General features: G+C 69.8%; 17 protein-coding genes and 1 pseudogene. 15 read left to right on the top strand and 3 right to left on the bottom strand.

Features of this window, described 5'->3' with window-relative positions:
• Positions 1–1590: 1590 nt before the first annotated feature.
• Positions 1591–1775, bottom strand: a pseudogene (locus ACGFY5_RS45060) (integrase core domain-containing protein); the annotation flags it as partial.
• Between the two features lie 124 nt (positions 1776–1899).
• Here ACGFY5_RS45060 and ACGFY5_RS45055 point away from each other — a divergent pair.
• Both ACGFY5_RS45055 and ACGFY5_RS45050 read left to right on the top strand, forming a co-directional pair.
• The gene (locus ACGFY5_RS45055; RefSeq protein ID WP_392731232.1) at positions 1900–2292 is read left to right on the top strand and encodes a response regulator transcription factor; all 393 of its coding nucleotides are present in this window, start codon (positions 1900–1902) and stop codon (positions 2290–2292) included.
• A complete protein-coding gene (locus ACGFY5_RS45050) occupies positions 2289–4379 on the top strand; it encodes an ATP-binding protein (protein ID WP_392731230.1) in 2091 nt (696 codons plus the stop codon). Before ACGFY5_RS45055 ends, ACGFY5_RS45050 begins: the two co-directional genes overlap by 4 nt.
• A gap of 118 nt (positions 4380–4497) precedes the next feature.
• On the opposite strand, the gene ACGFY5_RS45045 is transcribed toward ACGFY5_RS45050, so the two are convergent.
• Positions 4498–4764 (bottom strand): hypothetical protein, encoded by a 267-nt coding sequence (locus ACGFY5_RS45045; RefSeq protein WP_392731229.1) that lies wholly within the window; start codon positions 4762–4764, stop codon positions 4498–4500.
• A gap of 136 nt (positions 4765–4900) precedes the next feature.
• Here ACGFY5_RS45045 and ACGFY5_RS45040 point away from each other — a divergent pair, with 136 nt between their 5' ends.
• From ACGFY5_RS45040 to ACGFY5_RS45020, 5 genes are all read left to right on the top strand, one after another.
• The gene (locus tag ACGFY5_RS45040) at positions 4901–5092 is read left to right on the top strand and encodes a hypothetical protein (RefSeq protein WP_392731238.1); all 192 of its coding nucleotides are present in this window, start codon (positions 4901–4903) and stop codon (positions 5090–5092) included.
• On the top strand, positions 5035–5550 hold the full coding sequence (locus ACGFY5_RS45035; RefSeq protein ID WP_392731236.1) for a phosphate uptake regulator PhoU: 516 nt from the start codon (positions 5035–5037) through the stop codon (positions 5548–5550). Before ACGFY5_RS45040 ends, ACGFY5_RS45035 begins: the two co-directional genes overlap by 58 nt.
• 468 nt (positions 5551–6018) lie before the next feature.
• Positions 6019–6414, top strand: a complete 396-nt coding sequence (locus ACGFY5_RS45030) for a hypothetical protein (protein WP_392731235.1) — start codon at positions 6019–6021, stop codon at positions 6412–6414.
• The gene (locus ACGFY5_RS45025; RefSeq protein ID WP_392731237.1) at positions 6359–6544 is read left to right on the top strand and encodes a hypothetical protein; all 186 of its coding nucleotides are present in this window, start codon (positions 6359–6361) and stop codon (positions 6542–6544) included. Before ACGFY5_RS45030 ends, ACGFY5_RS45025 begins: the two co-directional genes overlap by 56 nt.
• On the top strand, positions 6501–7526 hold the full coding sequence (locus tag ACGFY5_RS45020) for a SpoIIE family protein phosphatase (protein WP_392731228.1): 1026 nt from the start codon (positions 6501–6503) through the stop codon (positions 7524–7526). The genes ACGFY5_RS45025 and ACGFY5_RS45020 overlap by 44 nt, the downstream gene beginning before the upstream one ends.
• A gap of 259 nt (positions 7527–7785) precedes the next feature.
• Here the strand turns inward: ACGFY5_RS45020 and ACGFY5_RS45015 are convergent, their stop codons facing one another.
• Positions 7786–7986: an ANTAR domain-containing protein gene (locus tag ACGFY5_RS45015; protein WP_392731227.1), complete on the bottom strand. Its 201-nt coding sequence runs from the start codon at positions 7984–7986 to the stop codon at positions 7786–7788.
• Here ACGFY5_RS45015 and ACGFY5_RS45010 point away from each other — a divergent pair.
• The 8 genes from ACGFY5_RS45010 to ACGFY5_RS44975 form a co-directional block, all read left to right on the top strand.
• Positions 7980–8633: a sensor histidine kinase gene (locus ACGFY5_RS45010; RefSeq protein WP_392731226.1), complete on the top strand. Its 654-nt coding sequence runs from the start codon at positions 7980–7982 to the stop codon at positions 8631–8633. The two genes, ACGFY5_RS45015 and ACGFY5_RS45010, sit on opposite strands and share 7 nt — an antisense overlap.
• A 156-nt stretch (positions 8634–8789) precedes the next feature.
• Complete coding sequence (locus ACGFY5_RS45005; RefSeq protein ID WP_392731225.1) at positions 8790–10451, top strand: diguanylate cyclase; 1662 nt, start codon at positions 8790–8792, stop codon at positions 10449–10451.
• Between the two features lie 442 nt (positions 10452–10893).
• Positions 10894–11793: a GAF domain-containing protein gene (locus tag ACGFY5_RS45000; RefSeq protein ID WP_392731234.1), complete on the top strand. Its 900-nt coding sequence runs from the start codon at positions 10894–10896 to the stop codon at positions 11791–11793.
• The gene (locus ACGFY5_RS44995; RefSeq protein ID WP_392731223.1) at positions 11760–12422 is read left to right on the top strand and encodes a PAS domain-containing protein; all 663 of its coding nucleotides are present in this window, start codon (positions 11760–11762) and stop codon (positions 12420–12422) included. The genes ACGFY5_RS45000 and ACGFY5_RS44995 overlap by 34 nt, the downstream gene beginning before the upstream one ends.
• Positions 12423–12707: a hypothetical protein gene (locus tag ACGFY5_RS44990; protein WP_392731222.1), complete on the top strand. Its 285-nt coding sequence runs from the start codon at positions 12423–12425 to the stop codon at positions 12705–12707.
• Between the two features lie 251 nt (positions 12708–12958).
• A complete protein-coding gene (locus ACGFY5_RS44985; RefSeq protein WP_392731220.1) occupies positions 12959–13321 on the top strand; it encodes a hypothetical protein in 363 nt (120 codons plus the stop codon).
• 324 nt (positions 13322–13645) lie between these two features.
• Entirely contained in the window at positions 13646–14056 is a 411-nt protein-coding gene (locus tag ACGFY5_RS44980; protein WP_392731218.1) for a phage holin family protein, read from the top strand.
• Positions 14053–14279 (top strand): DUF3618 domain-containing protein (locus tag ACGFY5_RS44975; protein ID WP_392731217.1); only part of this gene is annotated, 227 nt, incomplete at its 3' end. The genes ACGFY5_RS44980 and ACGFY5_RS44975, both read left to right, overlap by 4 nt.

Below are 14279 nucleotides of genomic sequence, written 5' to 3'. Positions count from 1 at the left end.
CCCGCCTGACCGGCCTTGCCGTCGGCTGCCTAGCTGGCGGCAAGGCGGCGCGCGCCCTCGCGGGACCGGAAGCGCTAGCCGATCCACCAGTAAAGGGCCTGGTGGATGCCTTGCTGCGACCGGGTCGTTGCCGCAGGGTGGTGTTGAGCCGGCGCGATCTCGGTCATGGGGGTGCCGTCGAGAAACGTCGTGCGCCCCGCGTGTCGGTCGCCGCTGCGGGCATGGGCGCCAGCCCGATGCTAATCCCGACTGGTACCGTTTGGCGTTTCTGCGGCTGGGGTCGCCTCGGCCAGACCTCGCGAGCCAGCTTACAGTCGATGCCCGGCGGATCGCGCACCGTGGTCCACACGGAATGCTCTGCCGATCCGCCGCCTGAGGCTCAACGCTGGCCACTAGCGCGGTTTCGCCATGGTGGCGAGTTGCTGACGTGCATCGCCCGCCATCCGGCCGAGTTGCGCTCGACTGCGCACGGCGGCGGGACGCCATCGCATGCAACTGGATCGGCATCCCACCGCCGCCGAATCACCCCATACGCCTACTTAAAGGGCAATCCGCGCTTATAGTATCAGAGCTTCCACAAATCAGCGATCCACGGCCTGCCGCTGAACCGACTCGGACAGAGTTTCCGCAGGACGGTGACCGCAGTGCGCGGCGATTGTAGGTATCAGGACGAACGCCGGACCGTCAGTAAGAGTGACCGCTTACCACGACTAACCGGCAACGGCTTCCAGTGCAGGCGCCTCTTAACAGACTAGCCCTGGCACTAGGATCTGCTGATCGGCGAGACTGCCCAGCTGCTCGAGTGCCGCCTCGGCTGCCGCGCGCTGCACCGCCAGCGCCTCGGGATTGCCGGACGCCGACCGCCCACCGGCTGCGGGGGCGTCGACGGCCTCGGGCGGAAATTCCCAACGATCGCGCTCCCCGCGTGACCTCCGATAACGTCGATAGATATCGGGAATCGAATGCCCGCAACTGCCGATAAACCACGTCGTCAAGGCTGCGCCGCGGTGCGGGTCCCCAGCGCGCCAGGTGGCCACCGGCGAACATCTTCAGGGCTTTGTTGACCGTTGGGCTGGTCAAGCGTTCAAGCGGTCAACGTCGGCGGAATCCCGCCTGCGGTCGGAGGGTCATCCCCGTCTCAGCCGCACGCACGAGGCATGGCGAAGATGCGACCGCTGCGGATCATCCCCGGTATGGCCCCCAGCCCGTAATTGCCTAGCCGCTGCCAGAAACGGTTGCTCCACCACGGTCACGGCGGGAGCGAGGATTCGGTCCCGTAGCGCTGATCCAGCATCATGGTTCGGCAACGCTGCATCCACCAGCTCTCGCGGCAACGGCGCCGGCCACTGCCCCACACCGTCATAGGCCCCTAGGCTGTGACTTCCTGAGCGTCGGCGGCATGCGGATCGAAACGAAATATCGGCGACTGATGCCATCGTGCACAGTTGGGCCATCGTGCACAGTTGGGTGAGCCCCCGGCGTGTCGAGAGACTTAACGGGTTGGATGGCCGACCTCGGTCAGGCCGGCTCGGTGTCGGTGGTGGTCTTCCTCGAGCTCAACCGGTGGCAGATCTATGCCTTCGCCGAACCGCGCCGATGGTTGAACCAATCGACGTACTCGAGGACGGCGATCTCGATCTGCTCAAGGGCGCGCCAGGGCCCGCACGGATGGATCAGTTCGGTTTGGGACAGGCCGATCACCGACTCGGCGAGGGCATTGTCGTAAGCATCGCCGACCGATCCGGCTGACCGTCGATCCCGGCCGCGGCCAGCCGCTACCGCGGCCGCCTGGCATAACTGGCCATCCTCGCCCCTCTGCGCCCTGGTCGGGGGTCAGAGACGCTCAGGCTGCCGCCTGGGGCACCGATGGGACAGCCGGGTGCCTTGCGGGGGTGAGCGATGCGCGTACTGGTGGTCGACGACGATCGCGACGTGCGTGATTTGGTCGTGCGCTGTGTCCGTTCCGGCGGCTGCAAGGTGCTGGCCGCCGGCAGCGGTCAGGACGCATTGAGCGCGGTCAGCGCACACGGGATGCCGGACGTGGCGGTGCTGGACGTCGCGATGGCCGAGATGGACGGCATCGAGTTGCTCGGCTTGCTGCGGCAGCGGCGCCCGGACCTGCCGGCGGTGTTCCTGAGCGTGTTGTGGTCAGAGCCGGATCTCGCCCGGATGCGCGCGGCCGGCGGCGTGCCGATGCGCAAGCCCTTCAACGCGCAGCATCTTCAGGCGATGGTGCGGGAGCTGCACGAGCAGGGTCCCCCTGAGCACGGTGCCCCTGGAGCCGTCCGGTGAGAGTTCTGCGGTCACTTGCGGCCATCGCGCTGTTCACCGCCGTTTATGCGGCGGCGACGGTGGCCGGGCGGATGACGGTCATGGACGACACCAACCTGAGCATGATCTGGCCGGCGGCCGGTGCCGGAGTGGTCTGGTTCTGCGCCCGACGCGACGCCCGTAACCGCTGGATCGATCTGCTCGCGCTGATCATGGTCACCGTTGTGGTCAACCTGGCCACCGGGGCAAGCCCCGCGATGGCCGCGGTGTTCGTCGCCGCGAACGTGGGGCAGCTTATCGTCTTCCTGTGTTTGTTCGGTCGATGGCGTCCGCATCTGTGGGGTGCAGGCGGGCACGAGCCGATGACGCGCCCCAGCGACCTGTGGGGTCTGCTGGCCGCCGCCGTGGTCTCGACTGCCTGCGGCGCCGGTCTGGGCAGCGTCGGGATCTGGGTGTTGACCGACGGCTACTCCTCCTCTACCACCGCGGTGTGGCTTGCCCGCAATACCGCGAGCATTCTGCTGGTCGGTGTCGCCGGGCTGCGGCTGGGGTGTGCGCTGGCCCGGTGGCGGCGCCGGCCGGCGGTCGGCTCCGCCGCGGCATGGCTAGCCGCGGCGCGTCACCGTCTGTTGTCTGCGGGGGTGGCCGAGTACGTTGCGCTGATCGCCTCGTCCGCGCTCGCCTACGCCGCTGGGTTCTCCTACAACACCGGTCTGCCGCTGGCGTTCGCGTTGATCGCCGTCACCGTCTGGGCCAGCTTGCGGCTGACGACCGGCTTCGTCATCGCCCATGACCTGTGCGTCGGCACCGCCGCGGTGCTCTTCACGCTGGGGGGAACCGGTCCGTTCGCCGCGATCGAATCCCACGCCATCCGGGCGCTGATCGCACAATTGTTCGTCGCGATCGTCGCCGTGGTCGGGTTGGTGCTGGCCCTCGGCCGCGACGAACGCGACACTCTGATGGCCGAGCTCGCCGCCGGTAAGGAAGAAGCCAGCCAGCAGGCAGCTCTGATGAGCACCATAATCGACTCGATGGCCGACGGAGTGGCGGTCATCGACGCGCACGGACAGGTCGTCCTGCGCAACCCCGCCGCGGGCGCGCTGCTCGGCGGCGTCACCAGCCCGGCCGACACGGTCACCGGCAGCCGCCACTACGGGCTGTTCCGCCCCGACGGCACGCCGCTGAACGACGCGGATCTTCCCTACGCCCGGGCCATGGCCGGCGACGACGTCCACGGCGTCGACCTGCTGGTCCGCAACGCCGGAGTCCCCGACGGGCGCATCGTCAGCGTCACCGCCACCGCTCTGCCCGACGCGGAGCAGACCCGCCGAGCCGTGGTGCTCTTCCACGACGTCACCGCCGAGCGGCGCCACCGCGACGAGCTCGCCGGCTTCGCCGGAGTCGTCGCCCACGACCTGCTCAACCCCCTCACCACCGTCGACGGGTGGACCGAGGCGGCCGTCGACGCCTTGGGCGAGGCACCTGCGCACGCGGCCGTCGTCGAAGCCGGCGACTGCCTGACCCGCGTCCGGCGGGCTGCCGCGCGGATGCGCGGGCTCATCAACGACCTGCTCGCCTACACCACCGCGCGCGACGCCGCTGTGGCGCCCGGCCTCATCGACCTCTCGGTCGTGGTCGCCGAGATCGCGATCGCCCGGACCGATGCCGCCACGGCCGTCGGAAATCCCGCACCGCGCTTCGCGATCGGGCACCTGGACGCCGTGCACGCCGACCCGGTCCTGATCCGGCAACTACTAGACAACCTGATCGGCAACTCCATCAAGTACACCGCCCCCGGTGTCACACCCGCCATCAGCATCCGGGGCGGTCGGACCCCTGATGGCAGCGTCCGGGTCGAGGTCAGCGACAACGGCATCGGCATTCCCGCCGGCCAGCACGAGGCGATCTTCGAGAACTTCCACCGGGCCCACCGCACTGCCCAGTACACCGGCACCGGATTGGGCCTGGCGATTTGCAAACGCATCGTTGAACGCCACGGCGGCACCATTACCGCCGGCGATAATCCCGGCGGCGGCGCCCGGTTCGTGCTGACCCTGCCCGCAGCAGGTCCCCGGGCGCTCGTCGAAGCAGCATCTGCCGGCGATTAGTTTCGGTCACCGCGTCGAATGAGGAAAGATCGCCGGCTCGATCGGGCGGGCAACCGTCGTCCCGGGCGGACCCGTGCGCGAGTCACCGGTCGGCCGGTCGGCGTGCCGAAGCGGGCTCCTAGACCGCCGGGGCCGCGCCGGTCACCGGATGTAGCGCGATCTGCCCGTCGCTCCAGTTAGCGTATGCGGCGAGCAGTTGCTCGTCGCTCGTGCCGGGAACCGCCGTCCGCTTGCCGGCGAAGAAATGCGACCCCGGGCCGGTCTCGGCCACGATCCGCCCCTCGACCAGGCGAATCGTGTCCAGCACATCTCCGGTGCCGACATCGATCATCTGCAGCACATTCACGGCCATCCCCCCGCACACCGGCGTGTTCCCTTCGTCCATGATGCCAAGATCCTCGGCGCACCCGTGCGGAGACCCTGCGAATCGAGCGCTCCCGGTCACGAAAAGCGACACGTGGCGAAATCAGCGGGTCCCAGGGTGAGCGCGATGGCAAGGTCCGACGCGCGGAGGAGCGGTGATGCAGCAAACCTTCCATGTCGAATTCACCGCGATCGACCAGGTGCTGCTGCGAATGGCCGAGTTCGTCCGGCAGGCGATGACTGCGGCCACCACCGCGCTGCTGCACTTCGCCTCACTCTCGCCGAAGCGGTCATCTCCGGTGACGCGCGCATCGACGCCCTGCACCGCGAACTCGAGGAGCGCTGCCTGAGCGTCTTGGCCCTGCACCACCCCGTCGCGATCGACCTGCGCACCGCCCTGAGCACTCTGCGCATCGTGTCGTCGCTGGAACGCATAGGCGATCTGGCCCGCCACGTCGCCACCACCACGCGGATGCGCTACCCCGACCACGTCGTGCCTGCGGACCTGAAGCCGGTCTTCGCTGACGCCGGTCACCTCGCTCACGCCGTGGCAGCCAAGGCCACGACGCTGCTCGCCTGCCGCGAGGTCGCGCTGGCACCCGAGCTGGCCGCGATCGACGACCACATGGACGCCCTGCACCGCGATCTGTTCGCCCGTCTGCTGGATGAGGGCTGGTCGCATGGCATGGCAGCGGCGATCGACGTGGTACTTCTCTGCCGGTTCTACGAGCGCAACGCCGACCACGGCGTGTCCCTGGGACGGCGCGTCGTGCAACGGGTGACCGGCGACCTACCGGGCCCTCCATGAGCCGCGCTCTCGCCGGTACCCGGCACCGCAGGAGCCGAGTACCGCCATGGTGACATGCGCCTCCCCGCTGCCGGAGGCGGTTCATCCAGGCAGCCGGTAAGCTGATTCTCCGGTCTCCAGCGTGCAGCCGGAGCCCACGTCAAGCAGCGGCGTCCGCACAATCGAGCCGTCCTCGCAAAGCCTTCCTTGCTTGAAGCGTTGTGAGTACACCTGGAGCGCCCGGCTGATCGGGCAGTGCGCTTTCTGCCCCCGACCCGGATGACCGAGGCTTTGGTGCTTCTCTCTAGATTCCGCGGAAGAGCGCCACGCCCCGCTGTCCCGTCACGGCGTGCCTGCCAGCGGGCGGCGACGGTGGTGCCTGGTGAGTCCTGATGCCGCGGCCCGCACGCGGCCAGCCGTGTCGCCGCGCTGCAGCGCACGGGCTTGACCGCCTACCCCGACCATGCCCTCGACCAGTTCGCCGAACTGGTGCGCAAGGCGCTGGACGTTCCGGTCGTCCTGATCTCGCTGGTGGACGACACCCGTCAGTTCTTTCCCCGCACCGCCGGCCTGGCCCAGTCCCGGCTGACCCGTCGCCAGGCTCCGCTGAGCCACGCCTTCTGCCAGCGCGTCGCCAAGACCGGCCAGCCGCTCCTGGCCGCCAACGCCCGCGCGTCCGCCGAGACGCACACCCACCCGGCCTTCACCGATCTGGGCTTCGTCGCCTATGCGGCCATCCCGCTTGACCGACGCCGACGGGCCCACCCTCGGCTCACTGTGCGCCATCGATCTCGTCCCTCACCAATGAGACACCCAAGAGATCGACCTGTTGACCGACCTCGCCGCGGCCAGCTCGGCGAAGCTACGCCTGCGCATCAGCCGTAACCTTGCCGAACGCGAACAGCAGCTGATGGTCGACGCAGCCGCACAACGCCAAGTCGCCCAAGCCGAAGCCAACCGGCTCGCCGGCGATGTCGACACTGCCCTGCGTCGCAGCCGCCTACGCTCAGCGTAAGCGAAGCACTCCAAGGCGCCCTAACCCGTCGATGACGTCGTCCGCGCGGTCGCCCACCTGGTCAGCGGAGACCTCGCCGACCCACGTAGGCAGCATGCTGCGCGGCCCCACCGCCGCCCGGCTGAACCTGGTGACGACCGAGCCGTTGCCGCACGAGCTCGCCGAACCCTGGACGACCGTCCCCGCCAACAGCGACCACCCCACCGCACGCCCAGTCCGCGAGCGACGCCCCCTGTTCATCCTCGACCGCGACGAGTTCGCGTCCGCGTTACCTGCCGCAGGTCGGCGACCTCGAACAGATCGGCTGGCACGCCCTGGGATGCGCTCCTCTGCTCAGCGGCGACGGAGCGCTCGGCACGCTGCGGTTCGCCTGAGCAAGCCCGCAGCGGCTCGAAGCCAGCGAACGGGCCCTCATCCTCATCTTGGCCGGCTACGTCACCCAGGCCCCGGAACGCGCGCATCACCTGCACGACCGCATCACCGTCGCCGAAACCCCGCAGCGGGCGATGCTCACCGCGCTGCCCGCCGCCCCGCCCTACGAGCTGGCCGCCCGCTACCAGCCGGCGCGCCGCCTCAAGCAGGTCGGCTGCGACTGGTACAACGCCGTGGCAATGCCCGGCGGGGGCGGCTCGCGCTGGTCATCGTATACGTCACCGGCCACGACATCTCCGCGGCCGCCCGCATGGGACAGCTGCGCAGCATGCTGCCCGCCTATCTCATCGGCCCCGCACCGGATCCGACCGAGACACCGCGAACGGCCAACTACGCCCTAGGCGATCACATTCCGGCCACTGCTCTGATCGCCACCGTCGGACGCGACCGCGACGACGCGCATCGTGTGCGGTGGTCACCGGCCGGGCATCCTCCGCCGATCGTTCTGCTCCCGGACGGAACCGCCCGCGCCCTCAACGCCCTCGGGCTGATGCTCGGCGTACGCCCCGACCACCCCGCCAGACTCACCAGCCACATCCGGCTGGGTTGACGTTGGTGCTCTACACCAACGGGCTGGTCGAGGTCTGCGGCGCGAGCTGGATGAGGGGATCATCCGCCTGCGGCAACGACTCACCGGCCGCCGGCAACTACCACTCGAAGGCCTCCTCGACGACCTCCTGACCGACCACCGCCTCACCCACCCCGACGACGTGGCGATACTGGCCCTGCGGCTCCCCTGACCGCCGGCCGCGACATCGGCCGCAGAACCGACCGGGGGCGGGGTCGGTGCGAGGCGCGCCGACCGGCGCTCAGGTTCGGGGGCGATTCCGGAGGAGCGGCGGTAGCGAGGCGCCTTGCGCCTGAGCCACCAGGTCGGCCGCCACGTCTCGCAGTTTGCGGTTGGCGTGCTGCGACAGTTTCGTCAACCGGGTGAAAGCGTCGTCAGGCGAGCAGCCGTGCTGGGCGATCATGATGCCCTTGGCCTGCTCGATGACCGCCCGGGATGCCATCGCGTGCCGCATCCCCTCCGCCAGATCCGCGGTCGTCGCGTACAGGTACGCGTTGGCGACCACCACCGCGGCGTAGCTGGCGAACACTCGCGCGAGCGCGACATCGTCAGGAGGGAACGCGCCTGGAGCTCCTCGATCTGGCCCGCATCGATGCTGGTCACATCAACCTCGACGCCCGGCCGCTCTGCCTCACCGCACTCCTGCGCGAAGCTCTCGACGATCAGCAGCCTTCCGCCGACACCATAGGCCTCACCCTCATCGGCGGTCTGGGCGCCCCGCTGACCATCCGCGGCGACACCTCCCGCCTGCGGCAAGTCATCGACAACCTGCTCAGCAACGCGATCAACTACACCCCGCCCGGCGGCACCGTCGCCGTCACCGCCGAGCCGGCAGACGGTGGCGTGCGCGTCCGGATCAGCGATACCGGCATCGGCATTCCCGCCGAGCAGCTCCCGCATTTGTTCACCCGCTTCTTCCGTGCCTCCACCGCGCTCGAGCATGGCATCAAGGGCACCGGCCTCGGGCTTGCGGTCACCAAGGCCATCATCGAGGCCCACCATGGCTCCATCACCGCCCAGCCGGCACCGGGTGGCGGTACCCGGTTCACCGTCTGGTTGCCGCATACCGGCGCCGCTACCGGCGCCTGAGACGGGTGCGTATCCGGGATCGGCAGCTCCCCGCGACACCGCTGCACCCGAGCGGCACCCGCCGGGACGCCCGGTCACTCCTGACGGTGCCGACAAGGGAGTAGCGCCGGGAGATCCCGGCGAGCCGATGCCGTTCTCAGCGGGGAAGTGAGCGACATGCGAGGAGCAGACAAGGACAGCGCGATACTTGCGCCGAGGCAGCCGAACCAGCACCGGCGGGACCGGGTGGTCGGCGTCGCGGCCGGGGTGGGCGTGCTTTATCTGATCGGGTATGCCATGCCCAACATGGGCGGTGCCCAGCTTTCCGGCTCGATGCGGGCGGCGGTCGATGTGGTGTCGGTAGCGGCCTTGGCCGCCCCGATCGTGGCCTTGTCCGCAGCGGCGGTCCGGCGGCGCCGGCGCGGCGCGCAGGGCCGGCAGCACCGACCGTGGGCCTACTTCGCCGGCTCCACTTCTCTGACCGCTGCCGGAACCGTCCTCGCCGCGAACCACGACCAAGCCGCCACCGCACTCGGGCCCCTCGACGCCGTCGGTAACGGGCTGCTGATCGCAGCGTTCGTCGCTGCGGCTGCGGGATTCTTCGCCGCGCTGCAACCGGGCAACCGATCCACCCGGCTCTGGATGGGCGCCGACCTGGTGCTGGCCGTCGCCGGGGTCACCGCTTTGGTCGGCCGGCTCGCCGCCACCGCCGAGACACCGGCGATGGCCGTCAGCACCCGCACCACGATGCTCGTCTACGCGATCAGTGGCATCGCCACAGTCGTCCTCCTCGTGCCGCTGATCGCCCGGATCGGAAGGCACGCTTCGCCGGCACTGCGGCTGGTCTGCGCGGCTTACCTGGTCAACGCGGTTGTCAACGTCGCCCTGCTGCGCGCGGTTCTGACCGGCCGCGCCTATCACGAAGGCAGCTGGCTCAGCGTCGGCTACCAGCTCGGCATGGTTCTGCTGACCCTTGCCGGTCTGATGGCCGCACGCCGCATCGAGGACACCCTGATTCCGCTGCCGGCCCGCGACGACCGGACCATGCCCCTGTCGATCGCCGCAGCAGCAGCGGCCGTCGCGGGCCTGACCATGACCGGTCTGAAGTTCGACAAGAACCACTTCCCGCAACTGATCGCCGCGCTGGTGCTCGTCGGGCTCCTCCTGCGTCTGTGGCTGGTCATGCGGGAGCGCACCCTCCTGGCCGAGCAACTCGCCGAGGCTCTCGCCGACCAGCAACACCTGGCCGTGACCGACCCGCTGACCGGTCTGGCCAACCGCCGGTATTTCGAGAACGCCCTGACCGTCGAACTCGCCCGCGCGCGCCGGCACGACCGATCGGTGAGTCTGGTCATCCTCGACCTCGACCACTTCAAAACGATCAATGACGTCCACGGGCACCCCGCCGGCGACGCGGTCCTCACCCAAGTCGCGTCCCTCCTGCAGGAGTGCACCCGCGGCAGCGACGTTGTGGCCCGCTTCGGCGGCGAAGAGTTCGTCTGGCTACTGCCGGACACCACCGAGGACGGCGCCGCCATCATGGCTGAACGCCTCAACACCACCCTCGCCGCACATCCCCTCGCCCTGCCCGGCGGTGCCCTCCTTCGCGTCACCGCCTCGATCGGCATCGCGGCCGGGCTTCTTGATGGTCCCGCACTGCTCAGCGCCGCAGACCAGGCCCTCTACCGCGCCAAGGCGACCGGCCGCAACCGAGTTGTCCGCGCCTCCACCGCCACTCACTCCATTGCCGCTCACTCCACCGGACCCGGCAATCCGGCCGCGGCGCGGTACACCGAGGCCCTGCCGACCGATGTCCTGCTCTCGACCGCACGCGGCTGATCCCTCCTCGCGCCACGGCCTCCGGAACAAGATCTCGCGTTGAGGCCCCCACGGCCATTAGCCCCTGTGGGTCATACAGCCGAACGAGCGGTCGGCCTCACCGTCGGGAGGTGGTCCAGCTCGCCAGTCCTCGGCCGGATCCGTCGCGCGTCGACTCGTCAGCAGACGACGAGCAGCGGATACTCGCCCCAACGACATACCCAAGTCGTCCGATCATGTTCGCTTCCGCGCGCACGAAGTCGCCTCCTGGCGGAGCGAGTCCGTCGGCGTGATCCGCCGCAGGGCTGGGATCAAGCGATCCGGGGAAAGGGCGGTTGCGCGATGCAGAGAGCGGACAACGCCGGGCCGGGTGATCCGGTCCAGTTGGGTGACCCGGTCCGGTTGCGTGATCCGGTGCGGTTGGCCGCGGTCGAGCGCGCGGCGGGTACTGCCGGCCTTGCCGATGCCGCTGACGGCGATCGCGCGGATGGCCGCACGGCTGCTGGACGCCCCGATGGGGTTGCTGACTCTGGTGGGCGACGGCCAGGAGCATCTGGCCGGCGTGTTCGGGATGCCGGAACGCCTGGTGGGCGCCGGCCGGATTCCAGCGACCTACTCGGTGTGCAAGTACATGGTCGCCGCCGACGCCCCGGTCGCGTGCGCGGACATGACGGTGGAGACCGACGCCGGAGTGCGCGAGCACCCGCTGGCCCGCGACTACGGCGTACGGGCTTTCTTCGGCGTCCCGGTACGTGACGCAGACGATCGTCCGGTCGGCTCGCTGACCGTCCTGGACGAGCGTCCCCACGTCTGGACCGACGGCGACATCACGACGCTGCTGGAAGTCGCGGTCCTCGTCGACCGCGTGCCCACCGCACCGGCACCGGTGGACACCGTCGTCCTGGACGAGCTGGACAACCGGGAAGTGCTCGACGCTATCGCCGAAGCGTTCCTCACCCGGGACACCGACGCGCGCATCACCGGCTGGAACACCGCCGCGCAGGAAATGTTCGGGTTCACCGCCGCGCAGGCATGCGGGCAGCCGGTCGACGAACTGCTGCGCGCTCGCTACGAGGGGCGCCCGGTCTGGGAGGTGCTCGCCGAGCTGCTGCGCCGGCCCGGCCAGATCGCCGGTGCCGTGCAGGTGCGCCACCGCGACGACCGGCTCCTGCACGCCCACGTCCGGCTCACCGTCCTGCACGCCTCGCGCGGCGCACTGGTCTGCGCGTTCCTCACCGACATCACCGCTCAGGTGGCCGCCGCGGACGCCGCGCAGACCGCCGCAGCGGCCGCCGACCTCGACGCGCGCACCAGCGCGGCTTCGCCGATGTGCTGCTCGACAGCCTCGAGGAAGGCGTCGTAGCCATCGACCGCACCTGGCGGGCCGTCGTCTTCAACCGGGCGCTGCGCGACATCCACGGCCACCCCGCCGATCTGCCGCCCGCCGATGCGCACCTCGCGAGCCTGGCGCAGCTGCGCCATCCCGACGGCACTCCCATAGCACCGGACGAGACCAGCCTGGCGACAGCCCTGGCCAGCGGAACCGCCCGGGACTCGGAAGCGATCATCCGGGAACCCGGACGTCCGGACCGTTACGTCGCCGCCAGCGCCCATCCCCTTCTCGGCCGGGCCGGTCAGCCGATCGGCGCCGTCGCCACCGTCCGTGACATCACCGAACAGCGCCGCGCCGAACAGTTCCGCGACTGCCAGCTGGCCGTGGCCCGGGTGCTGGCCCGCCCCGGTTCGTTGGCCGCGCTCGGCGCCGAAGCCATGGGGCTGGTCGGACGCATGCTGGGCTGGTCGTATCTGAGTCTTCGACTGGTGGAGCCGGCCACCGACACCTTGCGCCGGGTGGCGGTCTGGCAGCCCGACGGTCTGGATCTGGCGGATCTGTTTCCCGGGCGGCTGCCGCGCTCGTCGCACGAAATCATGACTACGGTCTGGTCCACCGGCCAGCCGGTCTGGGAACCCGACCTGGAGAACTCCCGGTAGATGAGTGATCCGGAATCCCAGGCCCGGGCACGCCTCTATGCCCAACGGGGCCTGCACGCCGCAGTGTCGATGCCGATCCTCGACGGCACCGAGGTACTCGGGGTGCTGACCTTCGCGCCCCGCCTGCATCACGACGAGTTCCAGACCACCGGCCTCCCCCTGGACCCGGCCACCCAGGCCGGCCAGTTCTTGGCGCGTCGGCGCGCCGATGACCTGGCCGCGGAACTGCGCCGCGCCCGCGCCGACTTCACCGCGCTGATCGGCCACGACATGCGCACCCACTGACCACCATCGCCACCTACAACCAGCTGCTCCTCGACGACCCGGCACCGCACACCAGCACCGACCAGCAACTTCTCGACGGCATCGGTCGCAACGTCACCGTCCTACGGGAACTCGTCGACGGTCCGCTCGACATCACCGCCCTGGAATGCGATGACGACCCACTTCCGGCCTACGACGTCGACCTCACCTCGCTGCTGACCCACGCCCTCGAAACTGCCGACCCGGCAGTCCCGCCCGCCAGCGGCACCGCGGTGGAACCAGCAGTCGTGATCACCGGCGACCCCGACCGGCTGCGCCAGCTGACCGAGAGACTCCTCGGTCTTCTCCGCGGCCCATCCGGCCCGGATCCTGCCAGGGACTCCATCCGTCTGCGGCGTACCGGAGGCGCCGCCGAACTAGTCGTCACCAGCAGCCGCCACCTCGCGCACATCGCTGGCACCGGCGACGGGTTCTCCTCCGCCAATACGACCGGCACCGGCGACGCTGACACCCGCGTCAGCATCGGTCTCATCCTCGCCCGGATCATCACCGAGCGCCACGGCGGCACCCTAACCGTCACCGACCAGCCCGACGGCAGCACCCTCACCGTCCGGCTGCCCGCCACCACCCGATGACGGGCACCCTGCGCGCACTACACCCGGCCACCAACCTCGACCGATCCGATGGATCGATTGAGTCCGGCACCCCTCGGGTACCTCTCCCCGAGCAGTTGAGCCCCGGGAGAGCAGATGGAAACCACAGCGGCACGGCGTCCAGCCCCACACCGCAGCTCTTCCGCTGCCACCGTCCCGGCTAGGGGAAGCAGGACCGGGCTGCGACAACCGCGCGGCGTGCCCTCCGTCGGCGAAGCCGAGACCGTCACTTGCTCGACCACGCGCATCCCTTTCCCGCGCAGCGAGACGTCCACCGCCCCTGCCCCCAAACCCGAGGAGGCCGTCATGGCCGAACCTGTTGCCCCCACCCCCAGCGACCTATCCACCGGTGAACTGGTCACCCAGATAACCAGACAGGTCTCCACTCTGGTCCGTGACGAGCTCGCCCTCGCACGCATCGAACTGACCCAGAAAGGCAAGAAGGCCGGTGTCGGCGCCGGGCTATTCGGCGGCGCCGGTGTCGTCGCCCTCTACGGCGTCGGAGCCCTGCTGACCGCAGCGATCGCCGCTCTCGCCCTCGTGCTGCCGGTCTGGGCTTCAGCCCTGATCGTCGCGGCCGTCCTGTACGTCATCTCGGGGGTCGTCGCCCTGCTTGGCAAGAAGAACCTCTCCCAGGCCACACCGCCGGTGCCGGCCGAAGCCGTCGAGGGCGTCAAGACCGACGTCCACACCATCAGGGAGCACGCACGCCGATGACCACCTCCCCTCCTCCCCAGTCCGATCCCACTGCGCCACCGCCGACCGATCCGGACGCCCTGCGCGCCGAAGTCGCCGAGACCCGTGCGGAACTCGGCGACACCGTCGACGCACTCGCCGCCAAAGCCGACGTGCGCAGCAGAGCCCAGGCACGCCTGGCCGACACCCGAGCCCGCACCCGACAGACAGCCGCCCGGGCCAACGTCACCGTCCGAGCGAAGAC

The organism is Cryptosporangium sp. NPDC048952 (assembly GCF_043197895.1).
Classification (GTDB): domain Bacteria; phylum Actinomycetota; class Actinomycetes; order Mycobacteriales; family Cryptosporangiaceae; genus Cryptosporangium.
This window is presented reverse-complemented; position numbering and strand designations above follow the sequence as displayed.

Coding starts and splice junctions, on each gene's coding strand:
- ACGFY5_RS44990 (WP_392731222.1), top strand. CDS start 12,423: ATGAGTGATCCGGAATCCCAGGCCCGGGCACGCCTCTATGCCCAACGG.
- ACGFY5_RS45000 (WP_392731234.1), top strand. CDS start 10,894: ATGCCGCTGACGGCGATCGCGCGGATGGCCGCACGGCTGCTGGACGCC.
- ACGFY5_RS45055 (WP_392731232.1), top strand. CDS start 1,900: ATGCGCGTACTGGTGGTCGACGACGATCGCGACGTGCGTGATTTGGTC.
- ACGFY5_RS45040 (WP_392731238.1), top strand. CDS start 4,901: ATGCAGCAAACCTTCCATGTCGAATTCACCGCGATCGACCAGGTGCTG.
- ACGFY5_RS45005 (WP_392731225.1), top strand. CDS start 8,790: ATGCGAGGAGCAGACAAGGACAGCGCGATACTTGCGCCGAGGCAGCCG.
- ACGFY5_RS44980 (WP_392731218.1), top strand. CDS start 13,646: ATGGCCGAACCTGTTGCCCCCACCCCCAGCGACCTATCCACCGGTGAA.
- ACGFY5_RS45045 (WP_392731229.1), bottom strand. CDS start 4,764: ATGGACGAAGGGAACACGCCGGTGTGCGGGGGGATGGCCGTGAATGTG.
- ACGFY5_RS45020 (WP_392731228.1), top strand. CDS start 6,501: ATGTCGACACTGCCCTGCGTCGCAGCCGCCTACGCTCAGCGTAAGCGA.
- ACGFY5_RS45015 (WP_392731227.1), bottom strand. CDS start 7,986: ATGGCATCCCGGGCGGTCATCGAGCAGGCCAAGGGCATCATGATCGCC.
- ACGFY5_RS45010 (WP_392731226.1), top strand. CDS start 7,980: ATGCCATCGCGTGCCGCATCCCCTCCGCCAGATCCGCGGTCGTCGCGT.